15 protein-coding genes are annotated in these 15,658 nt (G+C 62.4%); 11 read left to right on the plus strand and 4 right to left on the minus strand.

From position 1 onward, the window contains the following. Positions 1-35: 35 nt before the first annotated feature. The 4 genes from GV002_RS03235 to GV002_RS03250 form a co-directional block, all read right to left on the minus strand. Positions 36-827, minus strand: a complete 792-nt coding sequence (locus GV002_RS03235) for an ABC transporter ATP-binding protein (protein ID WP_160017018.1) — start codon at positions 825-827, stop codon at positions 36-38. Further along, positions 827-2,629 (minus strand): ABC transporter permease subunit, encoded by a 1,803-nt coding sequence (locus tag GV002_RS03240; RefSeq protein WP_160017019.1) that lies wholly within the window; start codon positions 2,627-2,629, stop codon positions 827-829. The genes GV002_RS03235 and GV002_RS03240 overlap by 1 nt, the downstream gene beginning before the upstream one ends. Next, complete coding sequence (locus GV002_RS03245) at positions 2,626-3,663, minus strand: branched-chain amino acid ABC transporter permease (RefSeq protein WP_160017020.1); 1,038 nt, start codon at positions 3,661-3,663, stop codon at positions 2,626-2,628. Before GV002_RS03245 ends, GV002_RS03240 begins: the two co-directional genes overlap by 4 nt. Positions 3,664-3,815: 152 nt before the next feature. Next, the gene (locus GV002_RS03250) at positions 3,816-4,967 is read right to left on the minus strand and encodes an ABC transporter substrate-binding protein (RefSeq protein ID WP_160017021.1); all 1,152 of its coding nucleotides are present in this window, start codon (positions 4,965-4,967) and stop codon (positions 3,816-3,818) included. Between the two features lie 731 nt (positions 4,968-5,698). On the opposite strand from GV002_RS03250, the gene GV002_RS03255 reads away from it, so the two are divergent. The 11 genes from GV002_RS03255 (at position 5,699) to GV002_RS03305 (ending at position 15,624) form a co-directional block, all read left to right on the plus strand. Further along, positions 5,699-6,811, plus strand: coding sequence for an amidase (locus GV002_RS03255; protein ID WP_160018866.1), 1,113 nt, complete (start codon positions 5,699-5,701; stop codon positions 6,809-6,811). A gap of 23 nt (positions 6,812-6,834) precedes the next feature. Further along, positions 6,835-8,007, plus strand: a complete 1,173-nt coding sequence (locus GV002_RS03260) for an acyl-CoA dehydrogenase family protein (protein ID WP_160017022.1) — start codon at positions 6,835-6,837, stop codon at positions 8,005-8,007. Positions 8,008-8,033: 26 nt separating this feature from the next. Then, entirely contained in the window at positions 8,034-8,396 is a 363-nt protein-coding gene (locus GV002_RS03265) for an IacB protein (RefSeq protein ID WP_160017023.1), read from the plus strand. A 3-nt stretch (positions 8,397-8,399) separates the two neighbouring features. Continuing rightward, positions 8,400-8,918: a nuclear transport factor 2 family protein gene (locus GV002_RS03270; RefSeq protein ID WP_160017024.1), complete on the plus strand. Its 519-nt coding sequence runs from the start codon at positions 8,400-8,402 to the stop codon at positions 8,916-8,918. 142 nt (positions 8,919-9,060) lie between these two features. Next, entirely contained in the window at positions 9,061-10,335 is a 1,275-nt protein-coding gene (locus GV002_RS03275; RefSeq protein WP_160017025.1) for an aromatic ring-hydroxylating oxygenase subunit alpha, read from the plus strand. Positions 10,336-10,412: 77 nt separating this feature from the next. Next, complete coding sequence (locus tag GV002_RS03280; protein ID WP_160017026.1) at positions 10,413-10,889, plus strand: aromatic-ring-hydroxylating dioxygenase subunit beta; 477 nt, start codon at positions 10,413-10,415, stop codon at positions 10,887-10,889. Between the two features lie 153 nt (positions 10,890-11,042). Next, positions 11,043-11,783 carry an SDR family NAD(P)-dependent oxidoreductase gene (locus tag GV002_RS03285; RefSeq protein WP_160017027.1) on the plus strand — a complete coding sequence of 247 codons (741 nt, stop codon included), beginning with the start codon at positions 11,043-11,045 and terminating at the stop codon, positions 11,781-11,783. 118 nt (positions 11,784-11,901) lie between these two features. Then, positions 11,902-12,861, plus strand: a complete 960-nt coding sequence (locus tag GV002_RS03290) for a PDR/VanB family oxidoreductase (RefSeq protein WP_160017028.1) — start codon at positions 11,902-11,904, stop codon at positions 12,859-12,861. Positions 12,862-12,878: 17 nt separating this feature from the next. After that, positions 12,879-13,379 carry a flavin reductase gene (locus GV002_RS03295; protein WP_160017029.1) on the plus strand — a complete coding sequence of 167 codons (501 nt, stop codon included), beginning with the start codon at positions 12,879-12,881 and terminating at the stop codon, positions 13,377-13,379. A gap of 283 nt (positions 13,380-13,662) precedes the next feature. After that, positions 13,663-14,940, plus strand: coding sequence for an OprD family porin (locus tag GV002_RS03300; RefSeq protein WP_160017030.1), 1,278 nt, complete (start codon positions 13,663-13,665; stop codon positions 14,938-14,940). A 60-nt stretch (positions 14,941-15,000) separates the two neighbouring features. Next, a complete protein-coding gene (locus GV002_RS03305) occupies positions 15,001-15,624 on the plus strand; it encodes an NIPSNAP family protein (RefSeq protein ID WP_160017031.1) in 624 nt (207 codons plus the stop codon). Positions 15,625-15,658 lie beyond the last annotated feature (34 nt).

The following is a 15,658-nucleotide window of genomic DNA, read 5'->3' on the forward strand; positions in this document are numbered from 1 at the left end:
CTGACGACGGCGCCCGCCAGGCGGGCGCCGTGGGTTCAGGTGGAGAGCATTTCCTGATGCTTGCTGGCCAGGCCCAGGTAGGCTTCGATCACGCGCGGGTCGTCTGCCAATTGGGCGGCCGGGCCCTGCATGGCGATCTGGCCGGTTTCCAGCACGTAGGCGTAGTCCGCCACGCGCAGGGCGGCGCGGGCGTTCTGCTCCACCAGCAGGATCGACACGCCCTGCTGGCGCAGAGTGGTGATGATGCGGAAGATCTCGCGGGTGATCAGCGGCGCCAGGCCCAGGCTCGGTTCGTCGAGCATCAGCAGCTTGGGTTTGGCCATCAGTGCGCGGCCGACGGCGAGCATCTGCCGTTCGCCGCCGGAGAGGGTGGCAGCGAGCTGCTCACGGCGTTCCCACAGGCGCGGGAACAGCTCATAGACTTCCTTGAGCGTCTGGCCGTGATCGCGCTGGCCGCTGCGATGGCGCTGGAATGCGCCCAGCAGCAGGTTGTCGGCGACCGTCATACTGCTGAACAGCTCGCGTTTCTCCGGCACCAGGCCGAGGCCACGGGCGACCATCACCTCGACCTCCGGCACGGCTTCCAGGCTGCCATCGAAGGCGACTCGGCCGCGCGAGCCAAGCACGCCCATGATGGCCGAAAGCAGGGTGGTCTTGCCGGCGCCATTGGGGCCGATCACGGTGACGATCTGGCCCTGGCCGACGCGCAGGCTGGCATTGGACAGCGCCTCCACCTTGCCGTAGGCGACGCTCAGGTCGCTGATGTCGAGAACGGGGTTGGCCACCTGGTTCTGCGCTTGCTGCAGGTTATGCATGGGCATGTTCATCACTCCGCTCCTCCGAGATAGGCTTCCAGCACGGCCGGATCCTTCTGCACTTCGGCCGGCAGGCCGAAGGCGATGCGCTGGCCGAACTCCATCACCACCACGCGATCGACCAGGCCCATCACGAAGTCCATGTCGTGCTCGACCAACAGGATCGCCATGCCTTCGCTACGCAGGCGGCTGAGCAACTGGCCGAGTGCTTCCTTCTCCTTGTGGCGCAGGCCGGCGGCCGGCTCGTCGAGCAGCAGCAGGCAGGGGTTGGCGCACAGCGCGCGGGCTATTTCTAGGATGCGTTGCTGGCCCAGCGCCAAGCTGCCGGCTTCCGCGTACAGGTAGTCGCCGAGGCCGACACGCTCGAGCTGGCGTCGAGCTTCGCCGAGCAGGCGTGCTTCCTCGGCGCGATCCAGACGCAGGGCCGCGGCGAGCACACCCTTGCTGCCGCGCAGGTGAGCACCGAGTGCGACGTTCTCCAGCACGCTCATCTCCGGCAGCAGCTTGACGTGCTGGAAGGTACGGCTCATGCCCATGCGCGCGATGCGCCGTGAGGGGATACCGTTGATGCGCTGGCCACGGAACAGCACCTCGCCGGACGAGGGGGTGTCGACGCCGGAGAGTTGGTTGAACAGGGTGCTCTTGCCGGCTCCGTTGGGGCCGATAAGGGCGAGGATCTCGCCAGCGCGCACATCGAGATTCATCGCGTCGTTGGCCACCAGGCCGCCGAAGCAGCGGGTCACGTCGCGTGCTTCCAGCAGCACCTCGCCGTAGGCCGGTGCTTCGCGCTGCGGCAGCTCGTTGGCGTCGTCGTCGATGGTGCGTGCGGCACGGCGGGCTTTCCAGCTGTCCGGTAGCAGGCGTGTCAGCAGCGGCCAGAGACCGCCGGGCGCGCGCTGCATCAGCAGCACGATGGCGATGCCGAAGACGATCACCTCGTAGTTGCCGGTATTGCCCAGCAACTGCGGCAACAGGTCCTGCAGCCACTGCTTGAGCATGGTCAGCACGCCGGCGCCGAGCAGGGCACCCCAGACACTGGCGACGCCGCCGATCAGCGCCATGAACAGGTACTCGATACCCATGTGCAGGCCGAACGGCGTGGGGTTCACGAAACGCTGGGTGTGCGCGTAGAGCCAGCCGGAGAGGGCGGCGAACAGCGCCGATATGAGGAAGATCACCATCTTCGTGCGAAAGGTGTTTACGCCCATCGACTCTGCCATCAGTTGGCCGCCCTTGAGCGCGCGTATGGCACGGCCTTCACGCGAGTCGAGAAGGTTTTGCGTGATGAGCATGGAGCACAGCAGGATCGCCCAGATCAGGTAATAGATCTTCTCGCCCTTGTCCAACGCCCAGCCGAACAGGGAAATGCTCGGCAGGCCGCTGACGCCAGTGTGTCCGCCGAGCGACTCCAGGGTGCCGAACAGGTAGTACAGCGACAGGCCCCAGGCAATGGTGCCCAGCGGCAGATAGTGGCCGGACAGTTTTAGCGTCATGGCGCCGAGTACCAGGGCCACGATGGCGGTCAGGGCCATGCCCACCAGCAGGGTCAGCCAGGGCGAAGCGCTGGCCCAGGCCAGCCAGGTTGGCAGGTCCTGCACGGTGGTCAGGTAGGCACTGGTGTAGGCACCTAGGCCGACGAAGGCGGCCTGGCCGAAGCTGGTCATGCCGCCGACACCGGTGAGCAGTACCAGGCCGAGCACCACCAGGGTGTACAGGCCGATGTAGTTGAGCAGGGTGACGTAGTAGGGCGGCAGCACCGCTGGCGCCACGGCCAGGACGGCGATCAGCATGAGGATCAGGTAGCGCGGTTTCATTCATCGTCCTCCACGTGACGGCTGGTGAGGGAACGCCAGAGCAGGAAGGGGATGATCAGGGTGAAGACGATGATCTCCTTGTAGGTGCTGGCCCAGAACATCGAGAAGGCCTCGATCAGGCCCACGGCGAGTGCGCCCAGGGCTGCAACCGGATAACTCACCAGGCCGCCGATGATGGCGCCGACGAAACCCTTGAGGCTGATGACGAAACCGGAGTCGAAGTACAGGGTGGTGATGGGGGCGATGAGGATGCCCGACAGCGCGCCGATGAAGGTTGCCAGGGCGAAGGTAGCCTTGCCCGCCAAGTTCGGTGAGATACCCATCAACCGGGCGCCCATGCGGTTAACTGCGGTGGCACGCAGGGCTTTGCCATACAGGCTGCGTTCGAAGAACAGGAACAGGCTGATGATCAGTGCCAGGGACACGGCAATGACCCACAGGGTCTGGCTGTTGAAGGTCACCGGGCCGAGCGTCAGGCCGGCCTCGGAGAAGGGCTGAGTACGCGCGCCTTCGGGGCCGAATAGCAACAGGGCAATACCAACCATGGCCACGTGTACGGCAATGGAGACGATCAGCAATACCAGAGCGCTGGCAGAGGCCAGCGGTTGGAACACCAGGCGGTAGAGCTGCGGGCCGAGCGGTACTACCAGTGCCAGCGTAAGCAGTGCCTGCAATGCCATGGGCAGCTCTGCCAACGGCAGGCTGCGAATCAGGCCGACCATGGCCAGGGCGTAGGCGAGCTTGAGCACGATGCGTTTCGGGAAGCGGAAGCTGTGGCTGGCGCGGGCCGCGTCATACAGGTCCATGGCGCAGTCGGCCAGGGTCAGCGTCATCAGCAGCCATACCAGTGCGGTGGGCTGGCCAGCCTGCAGGGCTGCCATGGTCAGGGCACCGTAAGTGACGAACTCGCCCAGGGGGATCAGCAGGATACGCGTCACGGTGAAGACCAGCAGGATCGACAGCGCCAGCAGCGCATAGATGGCGCCGTTGGTGATGCCGTCCTGGCCGAGCAGCAGGGCAATTTGGAAATTCATGTCGGAAACTCTTGTTGCGGTATGGGCATGCGGGTTGGTGCGGCTCGGGCGTAGGGTGGATGACGCTTTTTTCATCCACCTGTCGGTACCGGGCCAGGCTCCATCCGGTGGACAGAAAAGCGCTGTCCACCCTACGGGGCTTGACTCCGCGATCAGTCGCGCTTGAGCAGCGTCCAGGTTCCGTTCTTCACCTGGATCAGCTCACGGCCGCGCTCGTCGAAGCCACTGTGATCCTCGGGGGTCATGCTGTAGACGCCTTGAGTGGCGGCGAACTCGTGGGTCGCCTCCAGCGCTTCGCGCAGGGCTGAGCGGAACTCGGGCGTGCCGGGTTGGGCCTGGGCGGCGGCGGCCGGAATCGCCTGTTGCAGCAGCAGGCCAGCGTCGTAGGTATTGGCGCCGAAGGTGGCCGGTTTGCTGCCGTTGAGCTTCTCGTAGGCCGTCACGTATTCCCCAGCGATGGCCTTGGACGGATGGCTGTCGGGCATCTGATCGAGCACCAGCATCAGGCTGGCGGCGAGGATGGTGCCTTCGACCTTCTTGCCGCCGAGCCGGAGGAAGTCTGGCAGGGCCGCGCCGTGGGTCTGGTACATCTGGCCGCGGTAGCCCTGGTCGAACAGTGTCGTCTGCGGCAGTACCGCGGAGCTGCCTGGGGCCGCCACCAGCACCGCGTCAGGGCGTGAGGCGAGAATCTTCAGGCTCTGCCCGGTCACGGAGGTGTCCTGGCGCTGGAAGCGCTCGCTGGCCAGCAGCTTTATGCCGTGCTCGGCAGCCATCGTGCCCATCACCTTCGACCAGTTTTCGCCGTAGGGATCGGCTGTGCCGATGAAACCGAGCGTCTTCACGCCGCGGGTTTTCATGTCCTCGACCAGGGCCTTGGCGATCAGGTCGTCGTTCTGCGTGGTCTTGAATACCCACTTCTTCTGCTCGGTCATCGGCAACACCACAGCAGCAGTACCGACCGGGGCCAGCAGCGGTACGCCGGCTTCGGCCACGAACTGAATCACGCCCATGGCATTGGGCGAGCCACTTGGGCCGATGATTGCGTCGACATTTTCCTCGCTGATCAGCTTCTTCAGTGCTTTTACGGTGGCGGTTGGGTCGCTGCCGTCATCCAGGGCGATGTACTTCACCTGTTGGTCGCCGGCCTGAGTGGGCAGTAGCGGTACGGAGTTCTTCTGCGGTAGCCCGACCAGGGCGATGGGGCCGGTAGAGGAGGTGATGACACCGACCTTTACCTCGGCCTGTGCGAAGGAGGCGCAGACGGCGCTGAGAAGGAGGGTGGACACAGCTCGTTTGAAGTGCATGACGTACTCCGAGGGTTGCAAGGCTATTTGGAGAGACAGGGGCCGGTCGGGCATGGGCCATCGAGTCCTATGCGCGAATGGTGTGCCGTCTTCTTTTTGTTCTGGCGCCTTGTGGGCGCTGCCGGTGGTTTACCCGTCCGACATGACCCGAATTGCACCTCTCGTGCCAGAACGGCGTGCACCGACCTGTCGCATCACCCTGTTCGGCCGCGAATCAAGAGCAGGGCTCGGCCTCCAGGAGTGGTGCCGAGACGATCCTGTCGCGAGGGTGACGCGGATCACCCCATGGCCGATTTCATCGGGTCTTGAGGGGCTTTTTCAATGCTAGATAAATCCGTTTTTTTGAGCTTTTTTTGTCATTGAAAAGTGGCGTTTTTTGCATTTAAAAATGGTGTCTGGAGAGTGTATTTTCTGTGCGATTATCGGCCGTTATTGCGGTTCGGAAAAGATCACTGAAAAACTAGGTGTGCGTTGATAAAAGCTCTCATATTGTTTTTAAGTATTTGTTTTTATTTGATTTATATGTGATTTATGCAGGAATGTTACAGGTTTTTAGTGTTACCAAACTGCACGAGAATGGTGCTTGTGATGGTGAAAATGCACCGAATCTACACACTATTTTTAAGCGATAATTCAATTGACAATTCACGTAATTCTTCCGATTCTGAATTTACGCAAGCCGCTCCTCTGATACGGCTCGCTTTTCAATAGGAACGGCAGTGGTGAAGCAGATGGCAATAGTGGTCGAGAAGCTGAAGCTTGGTGGGCAAGGTCCGCGTGTGATGGTGAAAGACACCATCGATGTGGCCGGTCATCCCACCCGTGCTTCCAGTCGTGCTCTTGAGCATGCGCCGGATGCCGAGCGTCATGCCGATGTGGTTAAGGCGTTGCTCGATGCCGGTTGTCAGCTGGTTGGCAAGACCAGCCTGCATGAGTTGGCCTTTGGTACTACCGGACTCAATGCCTGGATCGGTACAGCGGAAAATCCGCGCTATCCCGGACGCATTCCAGGAGGCTCCTCAAGTGGTTCAGCTGCTGCCGTTGCTGCGGGCCTGTGTGATTTTTCCCTGGGTACCGACACCGGCGGTTCGGTGCGTATTCCTGCTGCCTGCTGTGGCGTGTTCGGCCTCAAACCCACCTACGGCCGGATCAGTCGTGCCGGAGTGATGCCGGTGCAGACCTCGCTGGATTGCGTCGGCCCCTTCGCGGCCGACATCGAGACACTGATCAGTGCGATGAAGGTCATCGACCCTTCCTTCAAGGCGCTGCCGGACGTGGCTGGCATCCGCATCGGGGTGGTGCCGGTGCAGGCCAACCACGAGTTGCAGGACACTCTGGGCGCCGTGCTTGAGGCTGCTGATTTTGAGCTGTGCGAGATGCCGCTGCCTGGTATGCCAGCTGCCTACGACGCGGGTCTGGCCGTGATCAACCGGGAAACCTGGAATGCCTGCGGACACCTTGTGGAAACCGGCCTGGTCGGCACTGATGTCGCCGCCCGGCTGCTGGCAGCGCGTGATACCCGTGACGCGGCCCTGGTTGACGCCGAGCGTTGTCGCGCCGCGTTCACTGCCGAGGTGGACGCCGCCCTGGCGCAATGCTCGATTCTCGCCCTACCGACCATGCCGGATTACCCGGCGCTCGTTGCAGATGCTGCCGACACCCGCGCGGCCATCGGCATGACCGCTTTCGTACGTCCCTTCAACCTGACTGGTCACCCGGCCTTGAGCATCCCTTTCGAGGGCGCCTCGAAGCTGCCGGTAGGACTACAACTGGTCGCTGCCAAAGGCGCGGACGAACTGCTTCTGGCAGTCGCCCGCGAATTATTGCAGCGCCTCGAACAATAACCATGTCCATCCTGGAGAAGCCCATGTCTTCCCTAAGCCAGCTGGATCACCAGCGCCTTGCCCCGATTACCGCAAATGAAGCCTTTCAGTCGCTGCTGGTCGATATTCGTGAGCGCGCCCAACGTGAAGAGTTCGACCAGCAGAAATACATCTCCCATGACGTGATCCAGCGTTTCAAGGAGCTCGGTGTCTACCGTGCCCTGGTGCCTACGCGCTTCGGTGGCGATCAGCGCAGCCCCATGGAGTTTTGCGAGATGGTGGAGGAGATCTCCGCTGCCGACGGTTCTGCCGGCTGGGTGGCCAGCTTCGGCATGAATCCTGTGTACCTGGCAGCGCTACCCCTGGCAACGCTGGAGAAACTCTATGCCGATGGTCCGGACGTGGTGTTTGCCGGCGGTATTTTTCCTCCACAACCGGCCGATCTACATGAAGGCGGCTTCAAGGTCAGCGGACGCTGGCGTTTCTCCAGTGGCTGCAAGGGGGCCAGCCTGATCGGCGTCGGCATCAGCCCAAAGAATGGCGAGACTCTGGGGCTGCCGCGCCTGGCAGTGATGCCGAGCGAGAAGGTGACGATCGAGGAGACCTGGAATGTGGTGGGCCTGATCGGTACCGGCAGTCATGACGTGGTGATCGATGGCGTGGTAGTGCCCGAGGAGTGGACATTCGTCCGTGGCGGCCCGTCCAACCTCGACGAGCCCATGTTCCGCTACCCGTCGTTGTCCTTCGCCACACAGGTGCTATCCGTGGTCGGCCTGGGCGTGGCCCGTGCTGCCCTGGACTATCTATCCGGCATGGCCAGCGGCCGCTTCTCAGTCACCGGTGCGCCAGCCCTGGCTGATCGCCCACTGGCGCAGATGCAGATGGCCAAAGCAGAAGCCGAACTGCGCGCCGCCCGCGCCTGGTTCTACGAAGCCATGGAAGACGCCTGGGACAGCGTGGTTGCCGGTACGCCGGCGAGCATAGAGCAGACCAACCTGCTGCGCTTGTCCTCGACCCATGCCACCCGTGTGGCGGCCGAAGTGGCGCGCACCGCGCAGATGCTTTCAGGGATGACCGGTGTCTATCGCGACAACCCGTTGTCGCGCTTCGTCAACGACACCCTGGTGGTTACCCAGCACGCCTTCATGGGCGACATGACCTACCAGAATGCCGGTGCGATCTTCTTCGGCAACAAGCCACTGCCTGGCTACCTGTAATCGACAACTAACGATCGGTGAATGTGATGACTGAGAAAAAAGCCCTGCGCGTCCTGTTCTGCATGGGCATCAACCAGAACTTCTTCGACGCCCCGCGCGAAGAGCAACTGGAAGTCTGGGCTGCGTTCAGCGCCATGTGGAATGGCATCCACGACCTGCCTGGTGTGACGGTCTACGGCAACATGGATGACGACCAGAGCATGGTCGGGCCATCCAGCGGTTACCCCTGGACCACCTACCTGCTGGCCGACGTGCCGGATATCGAAAGCGTCCACGCCGCTTGCAACCTGTTCCGCACCACCGCTGTGGGCACCGGCCCTTACAAGTTGTGGCGCTACTGCAAGGTGGAAGCGCGTACCGGTCGTGAACTGATCATCCAGCGGGCCTGAGCCATGAGCCAATCCCTCGAAGCCCGCCTGTACCGGCTGGAAAGCGAGCACGCCGTGCGTTGCTGCATGAACCGCTACATGGTGCTGTGCGATGCACTCGATGCGCGCACCCCGCTGGACGAGTTGGCCGGGCTGTTCACCACCGACGCCGTCTGGGAGGGCAAGGGCGCCAAGTACGCCAAGAGCTTCGGCGGCTACCGGGGACGTGAGGCGATCCGCGCGATGTTCGCCGGCTACATGAGCGAGCCGGCGCACTTCGCCCTCAACGTGCACTTCCTCTGCTCGGAGCTGATCCGCGTGGAGGGTGACGAAGCCAGCGGCAGTTGGGTGATGTTGCAGACCTCAACCTTCGCCAGTGGCGCTTCGCATCTCAATGCGGCGCGCCTGACGGTGCGTTTCCGTGAAGAGGAGGGCGTCTGGCGCATGGCCCATTTCCAGACCGAGAACCTGTTCGGTCGTCCGGTCGAGGCATGGAACAGCGATGCCCACCTGCCCGTGCCGGGCAAGAACCAACAGACGTAGGGTGGGATTTGGCCCACCGCAGAAAGGCCAGACGTGGGCTGAGGCCCACCCTACGAAGAGAGCGCCACCCGAAACTTCGATTTTCGGACAAGGCGCGCAAAAGAAATTGTGAGTCGGCACGTGATGCCGAGGAGGAGTGATCGTGACCAACCTGATCGAAACCGTGAACCTGGCCGCCACCCCGGCCGACCTGGTGCTGCACGACCGCGTGCACACCTCCCTGTACACCGATGCGCGTCTGTTCGACGAAGAACTGGAGAAGGTGTTCTACAGCACCTGGGTGTGGGTGGCGCATGCCAGCGAGATTCCTGACAACGGCAGCTACAAGAGCACGTACATCGGCAAACAGCCGGTGATCGTGGTCCGCGACCGCAAGAAGGATGTGCACGTGCTGCTCAATCGCTGCCGTCACCGTGGCGCCACTGTGTGCGAGCACAAGAAGGGCAAGACCAACAGCTTCGTCTGCCCTTACCACGGCTGGAGTTACGCGCTCGATGGCAGCCTACGTGGCGTGCCGCACCCGGAGAGCTACGCCGACTGCCTGGACAAGGGTGAACTGCCGCTTGTGAGCCTGCGCGTCGAGCAATACAACGGCATGATCTTCGCCACCTTCAAGGACGACATCGAACCGTTGGAAGACTTCCTCGGCGCGGCCAAGAAGTGGATCGACCTGTTCATGAAACAGGGAGCTGGCTACGGAGTGAAAGTCTCCGGTGAGCATCGTTTCCGCTTCCCCGGCAACTGGAAAATCCAGCTGGAGAATACCACCGACGCCTACCACTTCCCGCTGGTGCACAAGTCGTTCCTGTCCTCGGTGGACGAGCAGACTCTGGAGCTGTTCGATTTCGTCAAAGGCCCCGGTTATGTCGAGGATCTCGGCAACGGCCACAGCGTGATGGTGATGATCCCCGATCTGGTGGATCTGGAAGCAGACCTCGACAAGCCGATCCCCGAGCGCTTCGAAACGCTGGCGCAGGAACTGCGTGACGAGGGCATCGACGAGCAGCAGGTGCGCCGCATCGTCCGCGCCGTCGGCGGTTCGGGCTTCAACCTCAACCTGTTCCCCAATGTCGCCTGCTCCATGGCGTTCTTCCGCGTGCTGCAGCCGGTCTCGGTAACAGAGACCGAGATCCACCACGCAGTGATCACCATGGACGGCGGCCCGGCCGTGGCCAACCGCTACCGCCTGCGCCTGCACGAGCACTTCCAGGGGCCGATGGGCTTCGGCACACCGGACGATTCCGAGGCCTGGGAGCGCGTACAGAAGGGCGCCCAGGCCGGCAGTGACCTGTGGATCATGCTCAACCGCGGTCTGCCCGGCGAGAAGCCAAGCGAAGACGGCCTGGTCAGCGACGTGAGCGCCGAGACCGGCATGCGCGCGGCTTACCAGCAGTGGAAAAAGATGATGTCGGCCTGAGTCTTTTCGCCCCTCTCGTCGCGATGAGAGGGGGCTGCTGCTCAGCTGCGTAACGCACTTATCTGAAGAGAACGAATATGAATATCGAGCTGCTCAACCACGTCAGTGCCTTTATCTGGCAGGAAGCGGACATGCTGGATCACGGCGAATTCGACGCCTGGCTGAACCTGTGGGCCGACAAGGGCACCTACATCATCCCCATCGATCCCAACGAGACCGACTTCGAGAACACCCTCAACTACGCCTACGACGATCACCACATGCGCCAGTTGCGCGTGCAGCGCCTGATCGGCGGCGAGTCCATTTCCACCAGCCCGCGTGCACGCACCGTGCGCAGCCTGTCGCGCTTTCGCGTGCTTGGCGAGGAAGACGACGTGGTCACCGTGCGCTGTGCGCAGAATCTGCGCGAGTTTCGCAAGGACGTGCTCAAACACTACACCGCCGACCTCACCTTCCAGCTCAAGCGTGACGGCGACAGCTTCAGGATCCAGCGCAAGCTGATCCAGTTGATCAACTCGACCGATACCCTCGCCGGTATCGGCTACATCCTGTGAGGGCCCGTCCATGAGCGGCTGCGCGTCGGCGATACAGCGTCATCAACGGCTTCGGAATGCTCATCTACAGCTCGTAGACTCCGCTTCCTCAGCCCTTTCTTCCTTGTCTCGCGCTAGCTCGCGCGCCCATGAACGGGCCCTCGGGGGTGAGGCATGACTCAGGTAGCCCTCGTCACCGGCGCCGCCCAGGGGCTCGGTCTGTCCATCGCCAGCCGCCTGTATGCAGCCGGTTATACGGTGGTGATCACCGACCTGTCGCTCGAAAGTGCCCAGGCCGCCGCCGACCGTCTCGACCCGAGCGGCCAGCGCAGCCTGGCGCTGCAGCTCGACGTTGCCAGCAAGGCCGACTTCGAGACCGCGCTGGCCGCCGTGCTGGCCCGCTGGGGCGAGCTGCACGTGGCGGTCAACAGCGCCGCAATGACCCGTACCACGCCGGTCATGCAGATCAGCCCCGAAGAGTTCGATCAGGTCATGAGCCTCAACACCCGCAGCATCTTCCTCGGCTGCCAGGTGTTCGGTGGGCACATGGCCGGCTCTGGCTACGGGCGGATCATCAACATGGCCTCACTGGCCGGGCAGAACGGCGGCACCGCTACGGGTGCGCACTACGCCGCCTCCAAGGGCGCCATCGTCACCCTGACCAAGATCTTCGCCAAGGAACTGGCCGGCGCCGGTGTGACGGTCAACGCCATCGCCCCCGGCCCCATCGAGTCGCCCGCCGTGCATGCGGCGGTGCCGCCGGAGCGCATGGCCGGGCTGCTCGCCAATATCCCGGTGAAGCGCCTCGGCGATGCCGACTTCCTTGGTGACCTGGTGGTGCAACTGGCGCGCCCGGAAGCCTACTTCACAACCGGGGCGACCTGGGACGTGAACGGCGGCCTGTTCATGCGTTGAATCCCGTTCGCTGTGGCCCTTCGGCTGCAGCGGACAAGCGAAAGAATGCCGCGCGTGCGAGCTGCGGACTGTAACGAACGAGAAAAATCAGCACCCCGAAGGGTGCGGGAAGGTCGGTATGACTGAGCAAGTGTTGAACCTGGTGGTACGCAAGCGGCAGGAACAAGGCGAGGGCGTGGTGATCCTCGACCTCGCCGATCCGACGGGCAGCGATCTGCCGGCCTTCGAGGCCGGTGCCCATGTCGATATCCACCTCAAGCCCGGGCTGGTGCGCCAGTATTCCCTCTGCGGTGACCCGGCCAACGCCGCTGTATACCGCCTGGGTGTGCTGCGCGATCCGGCTTCGCGCGGTGGCTCGGTAGCGGTTCACGACCTGCTCACCGAAGGCTCCAGCGTCAGCGTCGGCACGCCGCGCAACCTGTTTCCTCTGGCCGCTGGCGCCAGCCGTTCGATCCTTATCGGAGGCGGTATCGGCGTTACCCCGATGATCGCCATGGCGCACCAGCTGACTGCCCAGGACAGCCCGTTCGAGCTGCACTACTGCGGTCGCTCGCGTCAGCGCACAGCCTTCCTCGACGAACTGGCCAGCGCCGGTTTCGCTGCCAGTGTGCGCACTCACTTCGATGATGAAGGCGATGCGCAAAAGCTTGATCTGCCGGCTGTGCTCGGCCAGCCGGGCGCCGGTGTGCACGTCTATGTGTGCGGTCCGTCCGGTTTCATGGACTGGGTCATCGAGGGGGCGCGCCAGGCAGGCTATGACGAGGCACACATCCACCGCGAGTATTTCCAGGTGGAAGTCGACGCTAGTGGCGCCGGTTTCGAAGTGGTGGCCCAGCGCAGCGGCAAGACCGTTCAGGTCGCCGAAGGCCAGACCATTATCGACGCCCTCGCCACCGTCGGCATCAAGGTGGAGATCTCTTGCGAGCAGGGCGTTTGCGGTACCTGTTTGTGCGATGTGCTGGACGGCGAGCCGGATCATCGCGACGTCTACCTGACCGATGACGAGAAGGCCGCCAACGACCAGATTCTGGTCTGCTGTTCGCGCGCCAAGTCAAAAAAACTGGTGCTGGATATCTAAGAGGCGAGGGCAAGATCATGGTTGATACCACAGGTTTCCGTAACGCCATGGCGCTGCTGGGCGGCGCCGTTTCCGTGATTACCACCGACGGCGTTGCCGGACGCTGGGGCTTCACCGCCTCGGCCGTGTGCAGCGTTACCGACCAGCCGCCGACGCTGCTGGTGTGCATGAATCGCTCATCTTTCTCCAATGGCCACTTCAAGCAGAACGGTGTGCTCAGCGTGAACGTGCTGAGTGCCGAGCTGAAGGACATTTCCGGCGTCTTCGCCAGCCGCGACCTGGACTCCGAACAGCGTTTCGCCCAGGCCAGCTGGAGCACCCTGGAAAGCGGCGCGCCTCTGCTGGACGACGCCCTGGTCAATTTCGATTGCCGCATCGCGCAGGCGCATGAGGTGGGTTCGCACACCATCTTCTATTGCGAGGTACTGGGTATTCGTAACGGCAAGAACCAGGACGGTCTGGTGTATTTCAACCGTGCCTATCACCGTTTGGGCGAGCAGTCGCGCTCGGCCTGCTGAGGCGCCGTAGGTGGGTATTGGCCCTCCCGCCGTTTTGCCAGTGCACAGGGATTTCCGAAGTAACTTCGGAAATGACGGATGAAGTGTCATTTCATCCTGAAGCATGTAGTACCCATTAATAAGAAATAACTGCCCGATATTCATGGGTAGAACCTTGCTACGACCTTTTTGCAGTAAGTGGTTATAAAAACAACACTGCGGATTAACTGCCTTGTTTGAGTTGTCTGCTAATTAATCTGCTTCCACTCATTGTGCTTTGCACAAGTAACAAAGGATCAAAACAATGATTCAGAATAACTGGCTGGCCGGCAGCTTGGGCGCTGTTGGCCTGATGGGCATGTTCGCGTCTATTTCCGCGCAGGCGGACTTCTTCGATGATCGAAACGTCAGTCTCGGCTTGCGCAATTTCTATATCGATCGCGACTTCAAACAGCATGATGCGCCCAAATCGCGTATTGGCAGTTGGACTCAGGGTTTCGATTTTCGCGCCATCTCCGGATATACCGAAGGCACGCTGCAATTCGGACTCGACGTCTCGGCGCAATATGCCTATCGCCTGGATGGCGGTGGTGGTCGCGGCCCGGACACCATCATTCCCTATGATGACAGCAAGGGCGAGCAGGTGCGTGACTATGGCCGTGCCGCGCTGACGGCCAAGATGCGTTATTCCAAGACCGAGCTGAAGGTGGGTGAGCACCGCCCGATGCTGCCGGTGGCCTTCTATGACGATTCGCGCCAGCTGATCACCACCTACCACGGCTTCATGCTGGAGTCGCGTGAAGTGGACAAGCTGACCCTTACTGCCGGCCGGTTTACCGAGATCAGCAGTCGTGAGTCGTCCAACCGCGAGAAGATGTACCTGTTCAACGGGCCGGATATCCAGCGCCGCAGCGATGGTCTGAACTTCGGCGGTGCCACCTACGCCTTCACTCCGTCGTTGTCTGCTACTTACTTCTACGGTCAGTTGGAAGACATCTACCAGCAGCAGTATCTCGGCGGTACCTACAACGCCGACCTGGGTAACGGCTTCGGGCTCAAGACTGACCTGCGCTACTTCGACAATCGTGAGGACGGCAAGGCACTCTACGGTGACATCGACAACCGCTCCTACGGCGCGATGACCACCCTGCGCAAGGGGGCCCACGCTGTCGGTGTCGGCTACCAGCGCATGCTTGGCGACAGTACCTTCCCCACCCTCAACGGCTACGCACCGCAGCCGTACCTGGTGAACTGGTCAACCGTCGCCTTCGTCAAGCCCAACGAGAGCTCCTGGCAACTGCGCTACGACCTGGACTTCGCCAGCTATGGCGTACCTGGGCTGAAGCTGATGACCCGCTACCTGCGCGGTACCGGTATCGACCGTGGCAGCAACGATCTGGATCAGAACGTGGAGAGTGAGCGCAACATCTTCCTCAGCTACGTGGTGCAGAGCGGTCCCCTCAAGGGCGTAGGTTTCGAGTGGCGCAACATCGACGTGAAGACCCGCTACGGCAATGGCGCGGCGTCGGGTGCTGACTACAAGGAGAACCGCCTGATCACCTCCTACACCTTCAAGTTCTGACCTGCGGCGGGGTCGGATGCAGATCCGGCTCCGCCTGCATTCAACGGTTGCGAGAAGACGATGCGACTCTACGAACTGATCACCTTCACCCTGCGCGTGCGCACCCCGGCCGAAGCACTGAAGCGCCTGCGTGAGACGCTCGCCGAGGTGCGCGATGGCTGCATGCTGATGGGCTGCTGGTCGTCCGAAATCGGCCCACTGAACCAGATCGCCGTGTTACGCGGTTTCCGTGACGAGACGGCGCGGCAGGCTGAGCGCGAGCGCTTCCTGCAGGCACCCGATGCCTTCGGTATCGAAGCCTTCATGCTCGACATGAAGGTGGAGAACTACACGCTTTTCCCCTTTCTCGAACCCCTGGCGCCCGGTCATCACGGGCCGTTCTACGAGCTGCGCGAATACAACCTGATTCCCTCGGGCCTGGCGCCTACCATGGCAGGCTGGGAGAAGGCAGTCAGCTCGCGCACTGGGGCCGGTTACTCAGCGGTCTATGCAGCGTTCTTCGCCACCGACGGGCGCACCCCGCGCTACCTGCACATCTGGCCGTACGCGACCCAGGAGCAACGCCTGGATGTGCGCTCTCGTGCAGTGGCGGACGGTGTCTGGCCGCCGGAGAACTCCGGGCCGCAACTGCGCGAGATGCATTCCACCCTCTATCTGCCGGCGGCGTTCTCGCCGTTGCAGTAGGGCAGGGACTCTTTCATGCCCGTCTCCCTCCTTG

The sequence above is a fragment of the Pseudomonas sp. 8O genome, assembly GCF_902506495.1.
GTDB classification, from domain to species: Bacteria; Pseudomonadota; Gammaproteobacteria; order Pseudomonadales; family Pseudomonadaceae; genus Aquipseudomonas; species Aquipseudomonas chaetocerotis.

What these genes read in the sequence shown, in the direction of transcription:
- GV002_RS03235 (WP_160017018.1), bottom strand. Translation starts at nt 827, where the DNA reads ATGAACATGCCCATGCATAACCTGCAGCAAGCGCAGAACCAGGTGGCC.
- GV002_RS03290 (WP_160017028.1), top strand. Translation starts at nt 11,902, where the DNA reads ATGACTGAGCAAGTGTTGAACCTGGTGGTACGCAAGCGGCAGGAACAA.
- GV002_RS03305 (WP_160017031.1), top strand. Translation starts at nt 15,001, where the DNA reads ATGCGACTCTACGAACTGATCACCTTCACCCTGCGCGTGCGCACCCCG.
- GV002_RS03255 (WP_160018866.1), top strand. Translation starts at nt 5,699, where the DNA reads ATGGCAATAGTGGTCGAGAAGCTGAAGCTTGGTGGGCAAGGTCCGCGT.
- GV002_RS03285 (WP_160017027.1), top strand. Translation starts at nt 11,043, where the DNA reads ATGACTCAGGTAGCCCTCGTCACCGGCGCCGCCCAGGGGCTCGGTCTG.
- GV002_RS03245 (WP_160017020.1), bottom strand. Translation starts at nt 3,663, where the DNA reads ATGAATTTCCAAATTGCCCTGCTGCTCGGCCAGGACGGCATCACCAAC.
- GV002_RS03260 (WP_160017022.1), top strand. Translation starts at nt 6,835, where the DNA reads ATGTCTTCCCTAAGCCAGCTGGATCACCAGCGCCTTGCCCCGATTACC.
- GV002_RS03240 (WP_160017019.1), bottom strand. Translation starts at nt 2,629, where the DNA reads ATGAAACCGCGCTACCTGATCCTCATGCTGATCGCCGTCCTGGCCGTG.
- GV002_RS03270 (WP_160017024.1), top strand. Translation starts at nt 8,400, where the DNA reads ATGAGCCAATCCCTCGAAGCCCGCCTGTACCGGCTGGAAAGCGAGCAC.
- GV002_RS03265 (WP_160017023.1), top strand. Translation starts at nt 8,034, where the DNA reads ATGACTGAGAAAAAAGCCCTGCGCGTCCTGTTCTGCATGGGCATCAAC.
- GV002_RS03295 (WP_160017029.1), top strand. Translation starts at nt 12,879, where the DNA reads ATGGTTGATACCACAGGTTTCCGTAACGCCATGGCGCTGCTGGGCGGC.
- GV002_RS03280 (WP_160017026.1), top strand. Translation starts at nt 10,413, where the DNA reads ATGAATATCGAGCTGCTCAACCACGTCAGTGCCTTTATCTGGCAGGAA.
- GV002_RS03300 (WP_160017030.1), top strand. Translation starts at nt 13,663, where the DNA reads ATGATTCAGAATAACTGGCTGGCCGGCAGCTTGGGCGCTGTTGGCCTG.
- GV002_RS03250 (WP_160017021.1), bottom strand. Translation starts at nt 4,967, where the DNA reads ATGCACTTCAAACGAGCTGTGTCCACCCTCCTTCTCAGCGCCGTCTGC.